The sequence below is a fragment of the Enterobacter cloacae complex sp. P17RS genome, from assembly GCF_014895885.1.
GTDB lineage: Bacteria > Pseudomonadota > Gammaproteobacteria > Enterobacterales > Enterobacteriaceae > Enterobacter > Enterobacter bugandensis.
Map to the genome: position 1 here is coordinate 186,318 of NZ_JADBQK010000003.1, position 19,922 is coordinate 206,239.

General features: G+C 55.7%; 23 protein-coding genes. 9 read left to right on the top strand and 14 right to left on the bottom strand.

Annotation, left to right across the window (positions count from 1 at the left end; translation table 11 throughout):
* Position 1 precedes the first annotated feature (1 nt).
* From oppC to IM265_RS01835, 4 genes are read left to right on the top strand one after another with little or no spacing between them, the layout of a single operon-like run.
* Positions 2 to 910: an oligopeptide ABC transporter permease OppC gene (gene oppC / locus IM265_RS01820; RefSeq protein WP_028013428.1), complete on the top strand. Its 909-nt coding sequence runs from the start codon at positions 2 to 4 to the stop codon at positions 908 to 910.
* Positions 911 to 921: 11 nt separating this feature from the next.
* Positions 922 to 1,935: an ABC transporter ATP-binding protein gene (locus tag IM265_RS01825; RefSeq protein WP_028013427.1), complete on the top strand. Its 1,014-nt coding sequence runs from the start codon at positions 922 to 924 to the stop codon at positions 1,933 to 1,935.
* On the top strand, positions 1,932 to 2,936 hold the full coding sequence (oppF, locus tag IM265_RS01830; protein WP_041909608.1) for a murein tripeptide/oligopeptide ABC transporter ATP-binding protein OppF: 1,005 nt from the start codon (positions 1,932 to 1,934) through the stop codon (positions 2,934 to 2,936). The genes IM265_RS01825 and oppF overlap by 4 nt, the downstream gene beginning before the upstream one ends.
* Positions 2,937 to 2,984: 48 nt before the next feature.
* A complete protein-coding gene (locus IM265_RS01835; protein WP_193030802.1) occupies positions 2,985 to 3,821 on the top strand; it encodes an ion transporter in 837 nt (278 codons plus the stop codon).
* 31 nt (positions 3,822 to 3,852) lie between these two features.
* Here IM265_RS01835 and IM265_RS01840 read toward each other — a convergent pair whose 3' ends face one another.
* Both IM265_RS01840 and cls read right to left on the bottom strand, forming a co-directional pair.
* Entirely contained in the window at positions 3,853 to 4,182 is a 330-nt protein-coding gene (locus IM265_RS01840) for an HI1450 family dsDNA-mimic protein (protein ID WP_006810881.1), read from the bottom strand.
* Between the two features lie 33 nt (positions 4,183 to 4,215).
* The gene (gene cls, locus IM265_RS01845; protein ID WP_028013424.1) at positions 4,216 to 5,676 is read right to left on the bottom strand and encodes a cardiolipin synthase; all 1,461 of its coding nucleotides are present in this window, start codon (positions 5,674 to 5,676) and stop codon (positions 4,216 to 4,218) included.
* 144 nt (positions 5,677 to 5,820) lie between these two features.
* On the opposite strand from cls, the gene IM265_RS01850 reads away from it, so the two are divergent.
* Positions 5,821 to 5,994 (top strand): YciY family protein, encoded by a 174-nt coding sequence (locus IM265_RS01850; protein ID WP_086379783.1) that lies wholly within the window; start codon positions 5,821 to 5,823, stop codon positions 5,992 to 5,994.
* Positions 5,995 to 6,100: 106 nt separating this feature from the next.
* Entirely contained in the window at positions 6,101 to 6,736 is a 636-nt protein-coding gene (leuE, locus tag IM265_RS01855; RefSeq protein WP_028013423.1) for a leucine efflux protein LeuE, read from the top strand.
* 34 nt (positions 6,737 to 6,770) lie between these two features.
* Here leuE and IM265_RS01860 read toward each other — a convergent pair whose 3' ends face one another.
* Positions 6,771 to 7,067, bottom strand: coding sequence for a YciI family protein (locus IM265_RS01860; RefSeq protein ID WP_045260670.1), 297 nt, complete (start codon positions 7,065 to 7,067; stop codon positions 6,771 to 6,773).
* 222 nt (positions 7,068 to 7,289) lie between these two features.
* On the opposite strand from IM265_RS01860, the gene tonB reads away from it, so the two are divergent.
* Positions 7,290 to 8,012 carry a TonB system transport protein TonB gene (tonB, locus tag IM265_RS01865; protein ID WP_028013421.1) on the top strand — a complete coding sequence of 241 codons (723 nt, stop codon included), beginning with the start codon at positions 7,290 to 7,292 and terminating at the stop codon, positions 8,010 to 8,012.
* A 37-nt stretch (positions 8,013 to 8,049) separates the two neighbouring features.
* Here the strand turns inward: tonB and yciA are convergent, their stop codons facing one another.
* The 4 genes from yciA to IM265_RS01885 all read right to left on the bottom strand — a co-directional run bounded on the left by yciA (position 8,050) and on the right by IM265_RS01885 (position 10,319).
* Entirely contained in the window at positions 8,050 to 8,445 is a 396-nt protein-coding gene (gene yciA, locus IM265_RS01870) for an acyl-CoA thioester hydrolase YciA (RefSeq protein WP_059357685.1), read from the bottom strand.
* Positions 8,446 to 8,549: 104 nt separating this feature from the next.
* On the bottom strand, positions 8,550 to 9,089 hold the full coding sequence (locus tag IM265_RS01875) for a septation protein A (protein ID WP_028013419.1): 540 nt from the start codon (positions 9,087 to 9,089) through the stop codon (positions 8,550 to 8,552).
* Positions 9,090 to 9,145: 56 nt separating this feature from the next.
* Entirely contained in the window at positions 9,146 to 9,889 is a 744-nt protein-coding gene (locus IM265_RS01880; RefSeq protein ID WP_045630546.1) for a YciC family protein, read from the bottom strand.
* 25 nt (positions 9,890 to 9,914) lie between these two features.
* Positions 9,915 to 10,319 (bottom strand): YkgJ family cysteine cluster protein, encoded by a 405-nt coding sequence (locus IM265_RS01885; protein WP_193030800.1) that lies wholly within the window; start codon positions 10,317 to 10,319, stop codon positions 9,915 to 9,917.
* Between the two features lie 281 nt (positions 10,320 to 10,600).
* Here IM265_RS01885 and ompW point away from each other — a divergent pair, with 281 nt between their 5' ends.
* On the top strand, positions 10,601 to 11,233 hold the full coding sequence (ompW, locus tag IM265_RS01890) for an outer membrane protein OmpW (protein WP_193030797.1): 633 nt from the start codon (positions 10,601 to 10,603) through the stop codon (positions 11,231 to 11,233).
* 144 nt (positions 11,234 to 11,377) lie between these two features.
* Positions 11,378 to 11,587 carry a hypothetical protein gene (locus IM265_RS01895; protein WP_028013416.1) on the top strand — a complete coding sequence of 70 codons (210 nt, stop codon included), beginning with the start codon at positions 11,378 to 11,380 and terminating at the stop codon, positions 11,585 to 11,587.
* 156 nt (positions 11,588 to 11,743) lie between these two features.
* Here the strand turns inward: IM265_RS01895 and yedF are convergent, their stop codons facing one another.
* The 7 genes from yedF to IM265_RS01930 form a co-directional block, all read right to left on the bottom strand.
* Positions 11,744 to 11,977, bottom strand: a complete 234-nt coding sequence (gene yedF / locus IM265_RS01900; RefSeq protein ID WP_003856774.1) for a sulfurtransferase-like selenium metabolism protein YedF — start codon at positions 11,975 to 11,977, stop codon at positions 11,744 to 11,746.
* Entirely contained in the window at positions 11,974 to 13,185 is a 1,212-nt protein-coding gene (gene yedE, locus IM265_RS01905) for a selenium metabolism membrane protein YedE/FdhT (RefSeq protein WP_193030795.1), read from the bottom strand. Before yedE ends, yedF begins: the two co-directional genes overlap by 4 nt.
* A 180-nt stretch (positions 13,186 to 13,365) precedes the next feature.
* On the bottom strand, positions 13,366 to 14,175 hold the full coding sequence (trpA, locus tag IM265_RS01910; protein WP_028013414.1) for a tryptophan synthase subunit alpha: 810 nt from the start codon (positions 14,173 to 14,175) through the stop codon (positions 13,366 to 13,368).
* Positions 14,175 to 15,368, bottom strand: a complete 1,194-nt coding sequence (trpB, locus tag IM265_RS01915; protein ID WP_193030793.1) for a tryptophan synthase subunit beta — start codon at positions 15,366 to 15,368, stop codon at positions 14,175 to 14,177. Before trpB ends, trpA begins: the two co-directional genes overlap by 1 nt.
* Positions 15,369 to 15,378: 10 nt before the next feature.
* The gene (trpCF, locus tag IM265_RS01920) at positions 15,379 to 16,737 is read right to left on the bottom strand and encodes a bifunctional indole-3-glycerol-phosphate synthase TrpC/phosphoribosylanthranilate isomerase TrpF (RefSeq protein WP_063154378.1); all 1,359 of its coding nucleotides are present in this window, start codon (positions 16,735 to 16,737) and stop codon (positions 15,379 to 15,381) included.
* A 3-nt stretch (positions 16,738 to 16,740) separates the two neighbouring features.
* A complete protein-coding gene (gene trpD, locus IM265_RS01925; RefSeq protein ID WP_028013411.1) occupies positions 16,741 to 18,336 on the bottom strand; it encodes a bifunctional anthranilate synthase glutamate amidotransferase component TrpG/anthranilate phosphoribosyltransferase TrpD in 1,596 nt (531 codons plus the stop codon).
* Positions 18,336 to 19,898, bottom strand: a complete 1,563-nt coding sequence (locus IM265_RS01930) for an anthranilate synthase component 1 (RefSeq protein ID WP_049138277.1) — start codon at positions 19,896 to 19,898, stop codon at positions 18,336 to 18,338. Before IM265_RS01930 ends, trpD begins: the two co-directional genes overlap by 1 nt.
* Between the last annotated feature and the right edge of the window lie 24 nt (positions 19,899 to 19,922).

Here is a 19,922-nt window from a genome sequence, read left to right on the forward strand (position 1 = left end):
CATGATGTTGAGTAAGAAAAACAGCGAGGCGCTGGAAAACTTCAGTGAAAAACTGGAAGTAGAAGGTCGTAGCCTCTGGCAGGACGCGCGCCGTCGCTTTATGCATAACCGTGCGGCGGTCGCCAGCCTGGTTGTGCTGGTGATCATCGCGCTGTTTGTCACCCTGGCGCCGATGCTGTCGCAATTTACCTATTTCGATACGGACTGGGGCATGATGTCCAGCGCGCCTGATATGGAGTCCGGCCACTATTTCGGTACCGATTCATCCGGCCGTGATTTGCTGGTGCGCGTGGCAATTGGTGGCCGTATTTCTCTGATGGTCGGTATCGCCGCCGCGCTGGTGGCGGTGATCGTGGGGACGCTTTACGGCGCGCTTTCCGGCTACCTGGGCGGCAAAGTAGACTCGGTGATGATGCGTCTCCTGGAAATCCTGAACTCCTTCCCGTTTATGTTCTTCGTGATTTTGCTGGTGACCTTCTTCGGCCAGAACATCCTGTTGATCTTCGTGGCCATCGGGATGGTTTCCTGGCTGGATATGGCGCGTATCGTGCGCGGCCAGACGCTGAGCCTCAAACGCAAAGAGTTTATCGAAGCGGCGCAGGTAGGGGGGGTATCAACCAGTAATATCGTGGTTCGTCATATCGTGCCTAACGTGCTGGGCGTGGTGGTGGTCTATGCCTCACTGCTGGTGCCAAGCATGATTCTGTTTGAATCCTTCCTCAGCTTCCTGGGGCTGGGCACGCAGGAGCCACTGAGCAGCTGGGGTGCGCTGCTGAGCGACGGCGCAAACTCGATGGAAGTTTCACCGTGGCTGCTGCTTTATCCGGCGGGTTTCCTGGTCGTTACCCTGTTTTGTTTTAACTTTATCGGCGATGGCCTGCGTGATGCCCTCGACCCGAAAGACCGTTAAGGAGCGCCGTCATGACAATTATTGAAACGGCCACCGCGCCACAGGCGCAGCAGCAGAGCAATCTTCTGCTGGATGTTAAAGACCTCCGCGTGACCTTTAAAACCCCGGACGGCGATGTTACTGCGGTCAACGATCTCAACTTTAACCTGAGCAAAGGGGAAACGCTGGGGATCGTGGGTGAATCCGGCTCCGGAAAATCCCAGACGGCATTTGCGTTAATGGGCCTGCTGGCCGCTAACGGCGTGATTGGCGGTTCGGCGAAATTCAACGGTCGCGAAATTCTTAACCTGCCGGAGCTCGAGCTGAACAAGCTTCGCGCCGAACAGATCTCAATGATTTTCCAGGATCCGATGACCTCCCTGAACCCGTATATGCGCGTCGGTGAGCAGCTGATGGAAGTCCTGATGCTGCACAAAGGTCTGGGCAAAGCGGAAGCTTTTGAGGAATCCGTTAAAATGCTGGATGCGGTAAAAATGCCGGAAGCGCGCAAGCGCATGCGCATGTTCCCGCACGAGTTCTCTGGCGGTATGCGTCAGCGCGTGATGATTGCCATGGCGCTGCTGTGCCGGCCAAAACTGCTGATTGCCGATGAACCGACTACCGCGCTGGACGTCACCGTGCAGGCGCAAATCATGACCCTGCTGAACGAGCTTAAGCGTGAGTTCAACACGGCGATTATCATGATCACCCACGATCTGGGCGTGGTTGCCGGTATCTGTGACAAAGTGCTGGTGATGTACGCCGGGCGCACCATGGAATACGGCAAAGCGCGCGACGTGTTCTATCAGCCAGCCCATCCGTACTCGATTGGCCTGCTGAACGCGGTGCCGCGTCTTGATGCGGAAGGGGAATCCCTGCTCACCATTCCGGGCAATCCACCAAACCTGCTGCGACTGCCGAAAGGCTGTCCGTTCCAGCCGCGCTGCCCGCACGCGATGGAAATCTGTAACAGCGCGCCGCCGCTGGAAGAATTTGCCCCAGGCCGTCTGCGCGCCTGCTTTAAGCCGCAGGAGGAGCTGGTATGAACGCAGTAGATGAAAAACGCAACGTGCTGCTCGAAATCGCCGACCTCAAGGTGCATTTCGACATCAAAGACGGTAAGCAGTGGTTCTGGCAGCCGCCGAAGACCCTGAAAGCGGTAGATGGCGTCACCTTGCGTCTGTATGAGGGGGAAACCCTGGGCGTGGTGGGCGAATCCGGCTGCGGTAAATCCACCTTTGCGCGTGCGATTATCGGTCTGGTGAAAGCTACCGGCGGCAAAGTAGCCTGGCTGGGTAAAGATCTGCTGGGCATGAAGCCTGACGAGTGGCGCGACGTGCGCAGCGATATCCAGATGATTTTCCAGGATCCGCTGGCGTCATTAAACCCGCGTATGACCATCGGTGAGATTATCGCCGAACCGCTGCGCACCTATCATCCAAAGATGCCGCGTCAGGAAGTCCGCGATCGCGTGAAGGCGATGATGCTGAAAGTCGGGCTGTTGCCTAACCTCATTAACCGTTACCCGCATGAATTTTCAGGCGGCCAGTGTCAGCGTATTGGCATTGCGCGTGCGCTTATCCTTGAGCCGAAACTGATTATTTGTGATGAACCGGTCTCCGCGCTGGACGTGTCGATTCAGGCGCAGGTGGTTAACCTGCTTCAGAAATTGCAGCGCGAAATGGGGCTGTCGCTGATCTTCATTGCGCACGACCTGGCGGTGGTAAAACACATCTCCGACCGCGTGCTGGTGATGTATCTGGGCCATGCCGTGGAACTGGGAACCTATGACGAGGTGTACCATAACCCGCTGCACCCTTATACCAAAGCGCTGATGTCGGCTGTGCCGATCCCCGATCCGGATCTGGAAAAGAATAAAACGATTCAGCTTCTGGAAGGGGAATTGCCGTCGCCGATCAATCCGCCGTCGGGCTGCGTGTTCCGCACGCGATGCCCAATGGCCGGGCCGGAATGCGCGAAAACGCGACCGGTGCTGGAGGGCAGTTTCCGACATGCGGTTTCCTGCCTGAAAGTAGACCCGCTATAATCGCAAGGGCTGACATGATGTCAGCCCTTATTTTTTTGCGAGGTTACCGTGTCGCGTTTATTCACTTCAGTCCGTCGGCGGCTCTATCATCTTTTATTCGATCCTGAAACGGTATCGGGACGCCGTTTTGAAGGTCTGTGTGCGCTGTTTGCGCTACTGAGCGTAGTGGTCATCTTTATTGAATCGGGTGTGGGGACGCAATATCACCTGACATTTGAGGAATGGCATGCGTTTGTCTGGCTGGAACTTATTATTACCCTGGTCTTTACCGCAGAGTATATTCTGCGTGTTGTTTGCTGGCCCAACCCGGCAAAGTACGTCTTTAGCTTCTGGGGCTTTATTGATTTAGCGACGATCCTGCCGCTCTATGTGATGTGGCTGTGGCCGGAGATCAGCCTCAACTATGTTTTCGCCTGGCGAGCGATGCGCGTTATTCGGGTCTTGCGTATTCTGAAGTTACTGCGCTTTATGCCGTCGCTGCGCGTATTCTGGAGCGCGATCGTCAGCGCACGCCATCAGCTTATTCTGTTCTATTCGTTCATTGCCATTGTGATGATTGTTTTTGGCGCGCTGATGTATTTGATTGAAGGGCCGAAATATGGCTTCACGACGCTCAACGCGTCCGTCTACTGGGCGATAGTGACCGTTACGACCGTGGGCTATGGTGATATCACGCCCCATACGCCGCTGGGGCGGATTGTGGCATCCGTGCTGATTCTGATTGGGTATTCGGTAATTGCCATTCCGACGGGGCTTATTACCACGCACATGAGCAGCGCGTTTCAGAACCATAAACAGCGGCGCAAATGTCCGAACTGCCACCAGGTCGATCATGAACACAGCGCGCGGTTTTGCAACCGCTGCGGAAGCGCGTTGCCGGATTAAATAAAAAAGGCTGCTATCGCAGCCTTTTTTATTATTCGCGCCAGAGTATGTGGCACAGCTTGTGGTCTTTCTCACGACACAGCAGGACGCGCGCAAAAATGTCGTTAATTTCACCGCCGTCTTCATCAGCCAGCCCAATAACCACTTCGGCAAAGAAGTCAGGGTTCAGGTCGAAATCTACATGTTCGGCCCAGTCCTCTGAAGGGTCGAACAATTCGGCACCGCCGCGCTCTTCGAACTGCAGATTAAAGAGGATCACGTCTGCGGGATCGAGGTTATCAACCGCCAGTTCGAGAAAAATGTCATAGGCCTGCTCGAGCGTTTCGTCTTCGGTCAGGCGATTGTTCAGATCCATTTCCATGATGACTACCTGTTTAACATCGTTGGGCACGTTTTACAGCAACGGACTAAAGAAGTAAAACAGTCGTTCAGCTATTCGCTGCCATAACGGACGTTTTACCCACAGCCTGGCATCCAGCAGCCGCGAGCGGGAGATATAGTCATCCTGAACCGCCGCCAGGTCACCGCCAAAGCCGGCGTCATCAATCACCAGGGTGATTTCAAAGTTTAGCCACAGGCTGCGCATATCAAGGTTAACCGTGCCCACCAGGCTTAATTCGCCGTCGACCAGCACGCTCTTAGTGTGCAGGAGCCCGCCTTCAAACTGGTAAATTTTCACCCCGGCGGCAAGCAGTTCGCTAAAGAAGGCACGGCTGGCCCAGCCCACCAGAAGGGAGTCATTTTTACGTGGCAGAATGATACTGACATCGACGCCGCGCTGCGCTGCGGTACAAATCGCGTGCAGCAGATCATCGCTGGGGACAAAGTAGGGCGTCGTCATGATCAGATATTCACGCGCGGAGTAGGTTGCCGTCAGCAGCGCCTGGTGAATCAAGTCCTCCGGGAAGCCTGGTCCGGAGGCGATAGTATGAATTGTATGACCGCTGGCCTCTTCAAACGGCATAATATTGCCATCCGGCGGTGGCGGCAGGATACGCTTGCCGGTCTCTATCTCCCAGTCGCAGGAGTAAACGATGCCCATCGAGGTGGCAATCGGCCCCTCCATTCGCGCCATCAGATCCACCCATTGCCCGACGCCGGAGTCCTGTTTAAAGAAGCGCGGGTCAACCATGTTCATACTGCCGGTGTAGGCAATATAGTTATCGATCATGACCATTTTACGGTGCTGGCGAAGGTCCATCCGGCGCAGAAACACGCGCAGGAGATTCACCTTCAGTGCCTCAACCACCTCGATACCGGCGTTACGCATCATGCCCGCCCAGGGGCTACGGAAAAATGCCACGCTGCCCGCGGAGTCCAGCATCAGACGGCAGTGGATCCCCCTGCGTGCGGCCGCCATCAAGGATTCAGCGACCTGGTCAGCCATGCCGCCGGGCTGCCAGATATAAAACACCATCTCAATATTATGGCGAGCCAGCTGAATATCGCGGATTAACGCCTGCATGACATCATCGGACGACGTCAGAAGCTGGAGCTGATTGCCCTTAACGCCGCCAATCCCCTGGCGGCGCTCGCAGAGCTTAAACAGCGAGGAGGCGACGCTGCTGTTCTCCTCGGCAAAGATATGCTTACAGGCTTTGAGATCGTTAAGCCACTTCGCGGTGGAAGGCCACATTGCGCGCGCCCGCTCGGCACGGCGCTTACCCAGATGAAGCTCACCGAAAGAGAGATAGGCAATAATTCCCACCAGTGGGAGGATATAAATGATCAGAAGCCAGGCCATGGCAGAGGGTACGGCTCTGCGCTTCATCAGGATGCGTAACGTCACACCCGCGATTAACAGCCAGTATCCCAGAATGACCAGCCAACTCACCACGGTGTAGAAGGTTGTCATAGATAAAAAAATCCTTTTGAAAGCGTATTGTTATGAGTGTACGCATCAGGATTCATCTGGCAAATAAAAACGCCAGGTAAAAGCGCTGGTTTGCTGCCGGGTTGGGTTTATAATGTCGGCTCTGTTTGAGAAAGAGTTGTAGACATGAAGCGCAGTAGAACAGAAGTAGGGCGCTGGCGTATGTTGCGACAGGTGAGTCGTCGCAAGGCTCGTTGGCTGGAAGCACAATCCCGCCGCAATATGCGTATCCACGCCATCAGAAAATGTGGATTGACCCGGCACCGCAATGCGTTGCTGTTCGCAGTCCAGGATATCTGAAACCCATGAGGGCACCGCAAGGTGCCCGCTGATTATATTGTGTCTTATTTTGCGAATATCGTTATTGCGGCGATATTCCGGTTATTTTTAGCAAAAGGAGGGAGAGGTGTTTGCGGAGTTTGGTGTACTGAATTTCTGGACGTATGTTGTTGGCGCATTTTTTATCGTGCTGGTTCCCGGGCCAAACACCCTGTTTGTGCTGAAAACGGGGATCGGTCACGGTGTGAAAAAAGGGTATCTTGCCGCGACCGGCGTGTTTATCGGTGATGCGGTATTGATGTTCCTGGCCTGGGCGGGTGTTGCGGCATTGATCCAGACGACCCCCGTGCTCTTTAATATCGTGCGCTATCTCGGGGCTTTCTATCTGCTGTGGTTGGGCGGAAAAATGCTCTGGTCGGTGATCACACGTCAGAATAATGCTCAAGAGAGCGGAACCGAGCCTGCCAGCACGATCATGAAACGCTCCCTCGTCCTGAGCCTGACCAATCCAAAAGCGATTCTGTTCTACGTTTCGTTCTTTGTGCAGTTTATCGACGTGAATGCGCAAAATACCGGGACCTCTTTCCTGATCCTCGCTACCACGCTTGAGCTGATTAGCTTTATGTACATGAGCTTCCTGATCTTCTCTGGGGCGTTTGTTACGCGTTATCTGAAAACCAAAAAGAAACTGGCAAAGCTGGGGAACGGGCTGATAGGGCTGCTGTTTGTCGGGTTTGCGGCGCGGTTAGCGTCACTGCATTAATGTGAAGAAAGGCTCCTGCGGGAGCCTTTTTACCTCAGAACACTTTCTTATATGGTCGCACCGTCACTTTTGCATACACACCCGCCGCAACGTATGGGTCTGCGTCAGCCCAGGCCTGCGCCGCTTCAAGAGACTCAAACTCAGCAATAACCGTGGAGCCAGAAAAACCGGCGGCTCCCGGGTCATTGCTGTCAACAGCAGGCATTGGACCCGCGGTCAGCAAACGGCCTTCGTCCTGGAGCAGCTGCAGGCGAGCCAGATGGGCAGGGCGAACAGAGAGACGTTTTTCGAGGGAATCAGCGACATCTTCAGAGTAAATCACGTAAAGCACGGTGAAGCTCCTTAAGCGTTATAAAGTGTCAGTTACGTTATGTGAAAGGGCAATTGACTGCAATGTAAAGATAAAAACAACGTTAATACCCCGATCTGGATGTCCTTTTTTTGACCACTCCTGTTCTTTAATTGCGCCAGAACAAAGTGTCTTATTGAATATGATTGCTATTTGCATTTAAAATCAGGGTCCGGTTTTTTAACGTTGATGATTATGACTTCGATGACCCTTGATTTACCTCGCCGCTTTCCCTGGCCGACGCTGTTGTCCGTCGTGATTCACGGTGCCGTCGTGGCGGGTTTGCTCTACACCTCGGTTCATCAGGTTATTGAAATGCCCGCACCCGCCCAGCCGATCTCGGTAACCATGGTCTCGCCAGCGGATCTCGAACCGCCGCAGGTTGCGCCACCACCGCCACAGCCGGTTGCTGAGCCTGAACCGGAACCCGAGCCTGTACCGGAGCCACCGAAGGAGGCACCGGTGGTGATCCACAAACCTGAACCGAAGCCAAAACCTAAGCCGAAGCCAAAGCCGGTGAAGAAGGTCGAGGAGCGTCCGAAACGTGAAGAACGCCCGGTTGAACCGCGCGCGACCCAGCCGGTCGAGAATGCAGCGCCTTCGCGTCCGGTCATGAATAACAGCGCACCGGCGGCGAAGCCGACGGTTGCCGCACCAGCGGGCCCACGTGCGTTGAGCCGTAATCAGCCTCAGTATCCGGCGCGGGCTCAGGCTTTACGCATTGAAGGCCGCGTACGGGTGAAATTTGACGTCACTGCGGATGGCCGAGTTGATAACGTGGAAATCCTGTCTGCTCAACCTTCTAATATGTTTGAGCGCGAAGTGAAGTCGGCGATGCGCAGATGGCGCTACGAACCCGGTAAACCGGGAAGCGGACTGATCGTGAATATTGTTTTCCGCCTGAACGGCGGGGCGCAGATGGAATAAGAAAAGCCTCCGAAAGGAGGCTTTTTTTGCCTGCCATTCAGGCTGGTGGAAGCTGACGAGGTTTACCGTCGCTATCGACAGCGACATAAATAAACAGCGCTTCAGTTGCTTTATAGCGCTGTCCAATCGGTTCAGAAGAGACTTTCTTCACCCAGACTTCAATGTTGATGGAGATGGATGTATTGCCGCGCTTTACGCAGCGGGCGTAACAGCAAACCACATCACCTACCGCAACCGGGCGCAGGAAGGTCATTCCATCCACCCGCACGGTTACCACGCGTCCGTGAGCAATCTCTTTTGCCAGAATTGCGCCGCCCATATCCATCTGCGACATCAGCCAGCCGCCAAAAATATCGCCATTGGCATTGGTGTCAGCGGGCATTGCCAGTGTGCGTAAAACCAGTTCGCCCTGAGGGGCGTTAGTTGTTGTCATTGTTTTAACTCATAACGGAAGACTTCAGGCGGGATGCTACTATGATTTCACAGCGGAGAGAATAGACCAGAACGCCTGTCGAACACGTTCTGGTCAGTCAGCAATCAGTGCTTGTCGTCCTGCGGCATGTGGCGATAGATATAAATGCCGCTTAGCAGGGTGAATATCAGCGTCAGGGCCGTCAGGCCGAAGACCTTAAAGTTGACCCAGATATTCTGTGGCAGCCAGAAAGCGATATAGATATTGGCAAGACCGCAAAGGATAAAGAACACGGCCCAGGCGATATTCAGGCGCGACCAGACCTCCTGAGGCAGCGTCAGCTCTTTGCCGAGCATGCGCTGGATCAGCGGCTTTTTCATCACCCACTGGCTGATGAGCAGCGCACCCGCAAACAGCGCGTAGATCACCGTCACTTTCCACTTGATAAATTCATCATTGTGGAAGAAGAGGGTTAGCCCACCGAATACGGCGACCAGGACGAACGTTACCAGCGCCATTTTCTCAACTTTACGGTAGCGCACCCAGCTGTAGATCAGCACAACCGCTGTCGCAATAATCAGCGCTGTGGTGGCAGCATAAATGTCATACAGTTTGTAAAACGCGAAAAAGACCACCAGCGGTAAAAAATCAAGAAACTGCTTCATTCTGTGATTCCATCTTCTTTGTTGAGCCGGGCCCTGTCATGCACCCGGCATCAGGGTTACTGACGAATTAACATATACAGGCGGAACAGATAGACAAGCAGCACCGCTGAAATCAGGTTGCTCAGTGTATTCGCGACCACCGCGCCAACGTTCGGGGTTAATACCGCAAAATTCGGAGCAAACAGAAGCAGGAGCGTTTTTGCCAGCAGCCAGGCAATGACTGCGGGAGCCACCAGACGCATATTAGCCCATGCGAGTCGGATGCTGCTGCGCATCGCGGTAAAAATTCCCATTTTATCCTGCACGACCATTACTGGGGCAAAAGCGAGCACAATAGCCAGTAACACGCCCGGCACCACAACCAGCATAATTCCCATCTGCACCAGCATGGTGGTTAAAAAGATCAGGATAAACAGCTTAGGTAAGACCGGCGCGCTGGCGCCAATCGCCCGCAAGGCGCTGACCCGGTGGCCCGCCGACACCAGTTGGATCATCAGCAAAACGCCGCCCGCCAGAATGGCGTTACCAATCAGGCCAGAAAACGTGGATGCGGCAGACGCCCGGAGCAGAATTTGTTGCTGCTCTGGCGTCATGTTTTGCACCAGTTCAAATAGCCCAACGCTTCCTGCAAGATGGTCGCCCTGGCTCAGGCTGGCAATCTGTTCTTCACTCGGTGAGAACGCATGACCGAGCACCACAGTGATGAAGGCGCAAAGCAACGCGATCAGTAAAAAGGTAATGAACTGATTGCGGAAAAAATTTCCCGTGTCACGGTAGACAGACTTCGCCGTGATAGACATGCACTCTCCTTGCGTATTGCAGGTGTTAATTAGCCGGCAATTGTACACCGGATGAACCTGCTGTGGCAGCATCAAGGCTTGTATGGAAAAGCATATCTTTGTAAAGCGGCGGTAATCCAAAGCGCGCGCGGGCGCGATTACAGGCTTCGTTGACCTGCCCATCTTCCCCCGACATGGCAAATTCCCGGCACGGGCTGGGGCGATCCTCATAGATTGCGCACCGGGTCGAAACCCCGGGCTCCCCTTGTAAGGCCGCGCAGCGGGCCTGCTTTTGATTGGTGCCGCGCATGCAGCGCAGAAAGGGGGTTAACGGCTCCGTAAGATGAACCGGAACGGTACCGCCGCCATCGCTGGCTTCAGCCCAGTAGAAAGAGACTCGAAAATACGCACAACAGGCTCCGCACGTCATGCACGGGTTAACTTCACTCATGGCACACCTGCAAAAAAGAACGCATCAAATCAACTTGTGAGAGCGATAAATTATCCAGCCGAGAGAGGAAGAGCAAGAGGGGGAAAAGAGAAAATTTTGTAACTGTGAAATGCCAAAAATTGACATAGAAACAACTTATTGCTTTTCAAAGCGCCACAAAAAATTAACCCAGATCAATGAATGTTAACTTACTGGTTTTAATGTGATCTGTGGCAGATCACTTATTACTCTTTTGTGAGTATATTCTCATCCGCGATTAAAACCACAACGATGGAGCGGATATGAAAAAATTAGCGGTGGCAGCCCTTGTATTAAGCAGTCTCTCTGGCGGCGCGTATGCGCATGAAGCAGGCGAATTCTTTATTCGTGCCGGTTCGGCTACGGTTCGCCCAACTGAAGGATCGGATAACGTGCTGGGTATGGGCGGTTTTAACGTCAGTAACAACACCCAGTTAGGTTTAACATTCACCTGGATGGCGATGGATAACGTTGGGGTTGAGCTTCTGGCGGCAACGCCGTTCCGTCACCGTGTCGGTCTTGGTGCGACCGGTGATATCGCCACGGTTCACCATTTACCGCCAACGCTGATGGCGCAATGGTACTTTGGCGATGCCAGTAGCAAGGTGCGTCCATATATTGGCGCGGGTGTGAACTACACCACCTTCTTCGATGAGAAATTCAACGATACCGGCAAAGAAGCAGGACTCTCCGATCTCAGCCTGAAAGACTCGTGGGGTATGGCTGGGCAGGTTGGTCTGGACTATCTGATTAACCGCGACTGGCTGATCAACGCCTCGGTCTGGTATATGGATATTGATACGGACGTACGCTTCAAGGCGGGCGGCGAGCAGCAAAGCATCAATACGCGTCTGGATCCGTGGGTGTTCATGTTCTCTGCGGGTTATCGTTTCTGATCCCCGTCAAACTGGCCACAGGGTGGCCAGTTTGCTTTGCTCGCTTCAAAACGACGGATAAACCGGCCGCTCGTCAAGCTTTACGCAGTGCCTCAGGATCTTTTCCCCATCATATAAATAGCTGAAAGCGTCGCTGGACAGGGAATGGAAGAGAATATCACCGTTGGCAAACGGGATAATTTCGGTATCACCCACACGTTTATGACCCGCGCCGGTTTCAAAATGACCGCGCCATCGTTCCTGAGTATGGTCATAGACGTGCAGAATAACGTCGACAAGTCCTCTTTCCGGGCAATTAAGGCGCAGGAAGGTCGAAGAAAAATTCAGGGACAGCGCGTGGAAGGGAATCAATAAGGCGAAAACCAGTAAAGCTCGTAAATACATCAAACCGCGAAAACCTCCTTCAAAAGGGAAATGAGATTTTACTTAAGTCAAAAATCGCGTTTTTGCCGTGGATCAACATGGCTTATAATTCAATACGATAAAGGCCCCTTGCGAGGCCCTTAGCGATCATTTTTGAATCAGATAGCGAATGGTTGGGCCATCCTGCTGGATATCCAGCACCGTATAACCGTGGTTTTTAGCATCCAGCGGTATGTTGTTGATGGACTGCGGGCAGTCGCTGACCACTTCCAGTATTTCCCCTTTTTTAAGCTGCGGCAGGGCTTCAAGCGTAGCAACCGCCGGATAAGGACAGGGCTCACCAACCATATCCAGACGATAATCAGGCACGATCTCCTTCATGCTGTATTCTCCTGCGTTTCTGTTTTAACGCTCGCACGGCGGAAGAAACGTTTCTCCTGTGCGACGACCAGTAAAAAAGCAACCAACAGCAGGGCGTAGGTAACGAGCAGGCCGCCGAGAGGCCCGAAGGTGTTGAGCAGGTTGACCTTGTCCCAGTTGGTGGCCAGGAAGGGAGACACGTCATCCCAGCAGTACGCCAGGATCGTCGAGCCAATCACATTTCCCAGACCCACCCACCAGTAGTGCACCTGTCCCTCAACCGCGCGGTACATCCAGCCGGTTTCACACCCGCCAGCCAGCACAATCCCGAAGCCAAACAGCAGACCGCCAATCACCGCGTTCGGGCCAGCCCACATGATCTTCGGTTCAACACCGAGCTGAACATAGCTGAAAATGCCGATAGCGCTCACCGCCATACCGGCAATGATTGCCTTCGCCATCATCGTCCTTCCGGTGATCCACATATCGCGAAACGCAGAGGTAAAGCAGATCTGCGCGCGTTCGATCAGCAGGCCAAAGCCGACGCCGAACAACATCGCCAGGCCAAGCTTCGGCTGATTCATCGCCGTGCAAATGGCCCATGCGATCATAGCAAAAAAGACCAGCATACCCAGGCGGAAACGGCGCTTTGCCTGCTCCGGTTTTTGGGTGAGCGGGGACGCCGCGCTGACTTTTGTCATTTTCACCGGAATGCGGAACAGCGGCAAAAGGGTGAATTTTGCTCCGAAGTAAGAGCCAATCGCCGTGGCTACGGCAAAAAACCAGGCATGAAGGGAGAACTGCGGAATCCCCGTAAAGAACGCGGCCAGATTACAGCCCATCGCCAGGCGGGCACCAAACCCGGCAATCATACCCCCGACTACCGCCTGCATGATGCGAACGCGGCTTTTGGGCATGCGCAGCTTAACGTTGTTTGCCCACAGCGCCGCAGCGAAACAGCCGCCGAACATGCCGATAATCATCATTCCGTCGATGCGGGTAAGCGGGGTGCCGTCCAGGTGAATAAGTTTGAAGTATCCCCACTCTTCGGTGTGCACGCCTGCGAGCTGCAGCAGTTGCCCACCCCAGCGGGTGAATTCACCGGTGACTGCCCAGAAGGTGCCGGTAATGCCGAAATAATAAGTAGAGAGAATGCCTGTCGCGATGACGGCCGGAACAGGTGACCAGAACTTAACCAGGTAAGTCTGTTTGAAGGATTGCCATGACATGAATAAGCCTCTGAACTCAGAAGGATTAGTGCTAAAAAGAGTTCAGATCATACGCTTACGCGAAAGTTTGAAAAGCTATTCACACCGAAAATATCGACGGGATCAATTTTGATGTAATCCTTTGGAGAGGATGGAGAAGGAGGAGTAACCGTCTGGCAGGGTTGCCAGACGGTGGAGGGATTATGCTTTACGCGTCGCTGCTTTCATTGCGGTCACGAACGCTTTCAATTCGCTCAGCATCTGCTCGGGCTTGTCCACGTTCTTCTCGATGATCTTCACAATCGCGGAGCCGGAGATGGCACCCGCCGCCTTCGCCTCAATTGCCGCGGTGACCTGATCCGGAGAGGAGATCCCGAAGCCCTGCAGCGGCGGCGCGGCATGGTACTCGGCCAGCTTTTCCACCAGATGATGCAGCGGCAGTGCAGCTTTATTTTCGGCGCCGGTCACGCCCGCGCGCGAAAGCAGATAGGTATATCCGCGTCCGTAAGAGGCTATCTGGCGCAGCAGTTCATCGTCCGCGTTAGGCGGGCAGATGAAAATAGGGGCGACATTGTGACGCATCGCAGCCTGGCGGAACGGCGCGGACTCTTCCACGGGCACGTCTGCTACCAGGACCGAGTCGACACCCACGCGCGCGCATTCTGCATAGAACTCGTCAACACCACGGTTGAACACCAGGTTGGCGTACATCAGCAGACCAATCGGAATGGTCGGGTGCTTCTGGCGGATCGCCGCCAGCATTTCAAAGCATTGGGTTGGGGTCACGCCTGCCGCAAAGGCGCGCAGGGTGGCGTTCTGGATGGTCGGGCCATCCGCCAGCGGATCGGAGAACGGAATACCCAGCTCCAGCGCGTCGGCGCCGGCTTCAATCAGGGCGTCGATAATCTTCAGAGACTGCTCAGGGCCGGGGTCGCCCAGCGTAACGAAGGGGACGAACGCGCCTTCCTGGCGGGATTTCAGTTCAGCAAATACGTTATCGTAGCGTTCCATCAGATTTCCCCTCGTGCTTTCAAAATATCGTGAACGGTGAAGATATCTTTGTCACCGCGACCGGAAAGGTTCACCACCAGCAGTTGCTCTTTTTCCGGGTTCTCTTTCATCATTTTCAGCGCGTGCGCCAGCGCGTGAGAAGACTCCAGCGCCGGGATGATCCCTTCGCTGCGGCACAGCGTTTTGAAGGCTTCCAGCGCTTCGTCATCGGTAATGGAGACATAGTCCGCGCGCCCCGTGCTGTTCAGGAACGCGTGCTGTGGCCCAACGGACGGGAAGTCCAGTCCGGCAGAAATTGAGTAAGACTCTTCAATCTGCCCTTCATCGGTCTGCATCATCGGGGCTTTCATGCCGAAGTAGATCCCCACGCGGCCATGCTTCAGCGGCGCGCCGTGCTCGCCGGTTTCAATCCCATGACCGGCAGGCTCGACGCCAATCAGCCCTACGCGGATTTCGTCGATAAAATCGGCAAACATGCCGATGGCGTTAGACCCGCCGCCGACGCAGGCAATGACTGCATCCGGCAGGCGACCCTCTTTTTCAAGGATCTGCGCTTTGGTCTCTTCACCAATCATGCGCTGGAATTCGCGCACGATGGTCGGGAACGGGTGAGGACCTGCCGCGGTGCCGAGCATATAGTGCGCGGTTTCATAGCTGCCGGACCAGTCGCGCAGCGCTTCGTTACAGGCATCTTTCAGCGTCGCAGAACCGCTGTGCACCGGGATCACTTCCGCACCCATCAGGCGCATACGGAACACGTTCGGCGACTGACGCTCAACGTCTTTAGCACCCATATAGATGCGGCACTTCAGGCCGAGCAGGGCGCTGGCGAGCGCAGAAGCCACGCCGTGCTGGCCCGCGCCGGTTTCGGCGATGATTTCGGTTTTACCCATACGCTTCGCGAGCAGCGCCTGGCCCAGCACCTGGTTAGTTTTATGCGCGCCGCCGTGCAGCAGATCTTCACGCTTAAGATACAGCGTGGTTTTGGTGCCTTCGGTCAGGTTGCGGCATTTGGTCAGCGCGGTTGGACGCCCGGCGTAGTTTTTCAGCAGGTCGGTAAACTCCGCCTGAAACGCAGGATCTTTCTGCGCGCTCACGAACGCTTCTTCCAGCTGGCGCAGCGCGGGCATCAGGATTTGCGGAACGTACATCCCGCCGAATTCACCAAAATACGGGTTAAGTAATGTCGTCATCTTCTCTTCCTTAATATGCACGCAGAGTTTTAAACACCGAGGCCAGCTTGCTGGCATCTTTGATACCCGGTTGCGACTCTACGCCTGAATTGAAATCGAGGCCTGCGCAGCCGGTTTTCGCGGCTTCCACACAGTTATCTGGGCTTAGTCCGCCCGCCAGCAGGACGTTGTCCAGCTTTTCGCCGTTCAGCAGCGACCAGTCAAAACGTTGTCCGGTGCCGCCCTGGCCGTTGTCGAGCACGTATTTGTCAACGTGGTGAAGATTACGTGCGGGCAGGGTGGCGCCCACGCTTTGTGCTTTCCAGATTTGAACCTGCGGTGCCAGCGCGTCGCGCAGGGCATTGATATACGCCTGATCTTCATCGCCATGAAGCTGAACGGCACTCAGGGATAACGCGTCGGCTTTTGCCACAACGTCCGCGACATCCGCATTGCGGAACACGCCAACATAGCTCAGCGGGGCCGCCGCGATTACCTTGCGGGCCTGTTCCTCATTGACTGCACGAGGAGAGGTGTCGACGAAGATTAAACCGCCATAGATTGCTCCAGCCTCATACGCGGCCAGCGCATCCTGTTCGCGGGTTAGGCCGCAGACTTTGTTTTCACCCAGCAGCACGCGACGCACCGCCGCATTGAGGTCGTCATGTTCCATCATGGCGGAGCCAATCAGGAAACCGTTGGCGAAGTGGCTCAGCTCGCGCACCTGGGCGTAGCTGTTAATGCCGGACTCGCTGATCACCGTGACGCCCGCACCCAGACGTGGCGCCAGCTGGCGGGTGCGGTTCAGGTCAATCGACAAGTCGCGAAGATCGCGGTTGTTGATGCCGACCACTTTGGCTTCCAGCGCGATGGCGCGCTCGAGCTCTTCTTCGTTACTCACTTCGGTCAGCACGCCCATGTTCAGGCTGTGCGCCACGGCAGCAAGCTGGCGATACTGTTCGTCATCCAGTACCGAGAGCATCAGCAGGCAGGCATCGGCCTGGTAGAAACGCGCCAGCCAGATCTGATACGGGTCGATAATAAAGTCTTTGCACAGGATCGGCTGCGGTGCGATGCCGCTGACGATCGGCAGAAAATCGAAGCTGCCCTGGAAATATTTCTCATCCGTCAGCACGGAGATTGCCGACGCATGATGCTTATAAATACCGGCGATACGCGCCGGGTCGAAATCGTCACGAATAACGCCTTTTGAGGGAGAGGCCTTTTTGCACTCCAGAATAAAGGCGGTACGTGCACCCTGCAGGGCGTCATAGAAACGACGGCTGCTTGGGACGACGTCATTCTGGAAACTGGCAAGCGGCTGCTCTGCTTTGCGTGCTTCCACCCAGATGGCCTTATCGGCAACGATTTTCGCTAAAACGGTCTGCATTCTTTACCCTCTTGCCGCAAGTGCGGTAACGCGATCGTAAGCTGCACCGGAGCGCAGTACATCCAGAACTTTTTGAGCATTGGCCTTCAGGTCTTCCTCACCGTGCAAACGCATCAGCATGGCGACGTTGGCAGCCACGGCGGCCTCATGAGCGGCCTCACCTTTACCTTGTAGTAAGCGCGTCAGAATGTCACGGTTTTCTTCCGGCGTACCGCCTGCCAGCGCTTCCTGATGGTACGGCGTTAAGCCGAAATCAGACGCCTCAAGCTGATAGCTGAGTACTTCACCATCGTTAAGCTCGGCCACCAGCGTCGGCGCATGCAGCGAAACTTCATCCATTCCGCCGCTGTGCACCACGGCGGCGCGTTTGTAACCCAGCACGCGCAGCGTCTCGGCAATCGGCAGGACCAGCTCAGGGCTGTAAACGCCAATTAATGCCAGCGGCGGATGGGCCGGGTTGATCAGCGGGCCGAGCACGTTAAACAGCGTCCGGGTTTTAAGCTGCTGGCGAACCGGCATCGCGTGGCGGAAACCGGTGTGATATTTCGGCGCAAACAGGAAGCAAACGCCCAAATCGTCCAGCGCTTCACGCGAACGCTCGGCATTCATCTCCAGATTGATGCCAAACGCGGCCAGCAGATCGGACGAGCCTGAACGGCTGGAGACGCTGCGGTTACCGTGCTTGGCCACCTTCAGGCCGCAGGCCGCCGCCACAAAGGCGCTGGCGGTCGAAATATTGATGCTGTTGCTGCCGTCGCCACCGGTCCCGACGATATCCGCAAACTGATAGTCCGGACGCGGGAACGGGGCGGCATTTTCCAGCAGCGCGGTGGCCGCACCGGCGATCTCCTGCGGGCTTTCGCCGCGCACTTTCATGCTCACCAGCGCAGCGGCCAGCTGCTCAGGCTTCAGCTCGCCGCGCACCACGGCAGAAAAAAGCTGGTGGCTCTCCTGCTGGCTCAGGGTCTGGGCCTGATACAGTTTTTCCAGAATCGGCTGCAGGGTGTTGGTCTGCTCCAGCTTCTGTAACGCCCAGTCAAGGGTCTGCTCCAGCAGGCGGGCGCCATTGGAGGTCAAAATAGATTCCGGGTGGAACTGCATCCCGCAGACGCGATCCGCATCGTGGCGTACCGCCATCACCATCCCTTCAAACGAAGCGTTGATGGTCAGCCCGGCCGGAATGTTGCTGCCGACCAGCGAATGATAGCGCGCGACCGGGAGCGGATTCGGCAGCCCGGCAAACATTGCCTGGCCGTCATGTTCAATGCTGGAGGCTTTACCGTGCAGGATCTCGCCCGCCTGGCCGACGTAACCGCCGTAGGCTTCCACGATTGCCTGGTGACCAAGGCAGATACCGATAATCGGCAGCTTGCCGCGCATGCGGGTCAGCAGTTCGGGCATACAGCCCGCTTCGCTCGGCGCGCCCGGCCCCGGGGAGAGCATCAGCACCGGGTTTTGCATGGTCGCCAGACGGTCAATCAGGGTCTGAGCCGGAACGTGGTTGCGGTAGATAACGACGTTGTGACCATTCGCACGCAGCTGATCTGCCAGGTTATAGGTAAAGGAGTCGATGTTATCGAGCAGCAGAATGTCAGCCATCAGAAAATCTCCTGTGCGTGGTGTGCGGTAGCGATGGCGCGCAATACCGCGCGTGCTTTACTGCGGGTTTCGTCAGCTTCAGACTGCGGAACAGAGTCAAGAACAATCCCGGCGCCGGCTTGAACGGTGGCAATACCGTCTTCGACGTAGGCGGAGCGGATCACGATGCAGGTATCAAGGTCGCCGTGGGCGGTGAAGTAACCTACCGCGCCGCCGTAACTCCCGCGACGACGCCCTTCCGCTTCGGCGATAAGCTGCATGGCGCGCACCTTCGGTGCGCCGCTCAGGGTGCCCATATTCATGCAGGCACGGTAGGCGTGCAGCACGTCGAGGTCGCTGCGCAGTTCACCCACCACGCGGGAGACCAGGTGCATCACGAAGGAGTAACGGTCAACTTTGGTCAGGTCTGCCACGTAGCGGCTGCCCGGGGTGCAAATGCGCGCCAGGTCGTTACGCGCCAGGTCAACCAGCATCAGGTGTTCGGAGAGCTCCTTGTGGTCGGTTCGCATTTCCAGTTCGATGCGGCTGTCCAGATCGCGGTCCAGCGAGCCATCGGCACGACGGCCACGCGGACGGGTGCCTGCAATCGGGTAGATCTCAATCTGGCGGCTGGTGGCGTCGTACTTCAGCGAGCTTTCCGGCGAGGCGCCGAACAGCGTGAAATCATTGTCCTGCATAAAGAACATATATGGGCTCGGGTTGCTCTTCTTCAGCACGTCGTAAGCCGCCAGCGGTGACGGGCAGGGCAGCGAGAAACGGCGGGACGGCACAACCTGGAAAATCTCCCCGGCGCGAATAGCCTTTTGCATCTGGCGAACCACGGCCCCGTATTGATCGTCGGTCTGGTTAACGTCGCATGTCATTTTTTCCACGTGCTGTACCGGCAGTGCAGGCGGCGCTTCCGTCATCTGCTGCTGGAGCTGAGCGATGCGATGCTCAAGGCGGTTTTTCTCAGACGCAGACGGCGTGAACAGGCTTGCCTGGATGCGGGTATATTTTTTCTGATGGTCGATCACCAGCAGGGTTTCGGCCAGGTAGAAACAGTAGTCCGGACAGCGGTTGCCCTGCTCGGTTTCCGGCAAATCTTCAAAACCGGCGACCAGGTCGTAAGCAAACAGCCCGCCGAAGAACATTGCTTCGCGCTCATCTTCCGGCACGGTGACAAGATTTTGCAGCAGGCGGAAGGCATCGAACACGGACAGCGAGCAGAGGCGCGCGTCTTCGTCCAGCAGCTGGCTTACCGGCGGGAAATGCAGAATTCGCAGGTCCGGGTGACGTTCATTGTCGATGCCCGCGGGCAGAGCCGCATCCAGCAGCGGCAGCAGCGATGCGCCATTATCAGAGAGCGCCTTAATGGTGACGGTGTCACCTAACGCGGTAATGCGCAGCGCGCTGTCGACCAGCAGCAGGCTTTTCAGATCGTCCTTGCTGTCGATATCCGCAGACTCCAGCAGCAGCGTCGCCGGACGCGCGCCGCACACCTGATGAAACAGCGCGGTCGGGTTGTGGCGATAGACCGCCTCGCAGGTCAACAGTTCGAGATGAGGTTTGGCTGTTTGCATGTTGTGATTCTCATTTATTCTGTT

Coding starts and splice junctions, on each gene's coding strand:
- oppC (WP_028013428.1), top strand. CDS start 2: ATGATGTTGAGTAAGAAAAACAGCGAGGCGCTGGAAAACTTCAGTGAA.
- IM265_RS01825 (WP_028013427.1), top strand. CDS start 922: ATGACAATTATTGAAACGGCCACCGCGCCACAGGCGCAGCAGCAGAGC.
- oppF (WP_041909608.1), top strand. CDS start 1,932: ATGAACGCAGTAGATGAAAAACGCAACGTGCTGCTCGAAATCGCCGAC.
- IM265_RS01840 (WP_006810881.1), bottom strand. CDS start 4,182: ATGGAAATGGATCTGAACAATCGCCTGACCGAAGACGAAACGCTCGAG.
- cls (WP_028013424.1), bottom strand. CDS start 5,676: ATGACAACCTTCTACACCGTGGTGAGTTGGCTGGTCATTCTGGGATAC.
- IM265_RS01850 (WP_086379783.1), top strand. CDS start 5,821: ATGAAGCGCAGTAGAACAGAAGTAGGGCGCTGGCGTATGTTGCGACAG.
- tonB (WP_028013421.1), top strand. CDS start 7,290: ATGACCCTTGATTTACCTCGCCGCTTTCCCTGGCCGACGCTGTTGTCC.
- yciA (WP_059357685.1), bottom strand. CDS start 8,445: ATGACAACAACTAACGCCCCTCAGGGCGAACTGGTTTTACGCACACTG.
- IM265_RS01875 (WP_028013419.1), bottom strand. CDS start 9,089: ATGAAGCAGTTTCTTGATTTTTTACCGCTGGTGGTCTTTTTCGCGTTT.
- IM265_RS01880 (WP_045630546.1), bottom strand. CDS start 9,889: ATGTCTATCACGGCGAAGTCTGTCTACCGTGACACGGGAAATTTTTTC.
- IM265_RS01885 (WP_193030800.1), bottom strand. CDS start 10,319: ATGAGTGAAGTTAACCCGTGCATGACGTGCGGAGCCTGTTGTGCGTAT.
- ompW (WP_193030797.1), top strand. CDS start 10,601: ATGAAAAAATTAGCGGTGGCAGCCCTTGTATTAAGCAGTCTCTCTGGC.
- IM265_RS01895 (WP_028013416.1), top strand. CDS start 11,378: ATGGAAGAGAATATCACCGTTGGCAAACGGGATAATTTCGGTATCACC.
- yedF (WP_003856774.1), bottom strand. CDS start 11,977: ATGAAGGAGATCGTGCCTGATTATCGTCTGGATATGGTTGGTGAGCCC.
- yedE (WP_193030795.1), bottom strand. CDS start 13,185: ATGTCATGGCAATCCTTCAAACAGACTTACCTGGTTAAGTTCTGGTCA.
- trpA (WP_028013414.1), bottom strand. CDS start 14,175: ATGGAACGCTACGATAACGTATTTGCTGAACTGAAATCCCGCCAGGAA.
- trpB (WP_193030793.1), bottom strand. CDS start 15,368: ATGACGACATTACTTAACCCGTATTTTGGTGAATTCGGCGGGATGTAC.
- trpCF (WP_063154378.1), bottom strand. CDS start 16,737: ATGCAGACCGTTTTAGCGAAAATCGTTGCCGATAAGGCCATCTGGGTG.
- trpD (WP_028013411.1), bottom strand. CDS start 18,336: ATGGCTGACATTCTGCTGCTCGATAACATCGACTCCTTTACCTATAAC.
- IM265_RS01930 (WP_049138277.1), bottom strand. CDS start 19,898: ATGCAAACAGCCAAACCTCATCTCGAACTGTTGACCTGCGAGGCGGTC.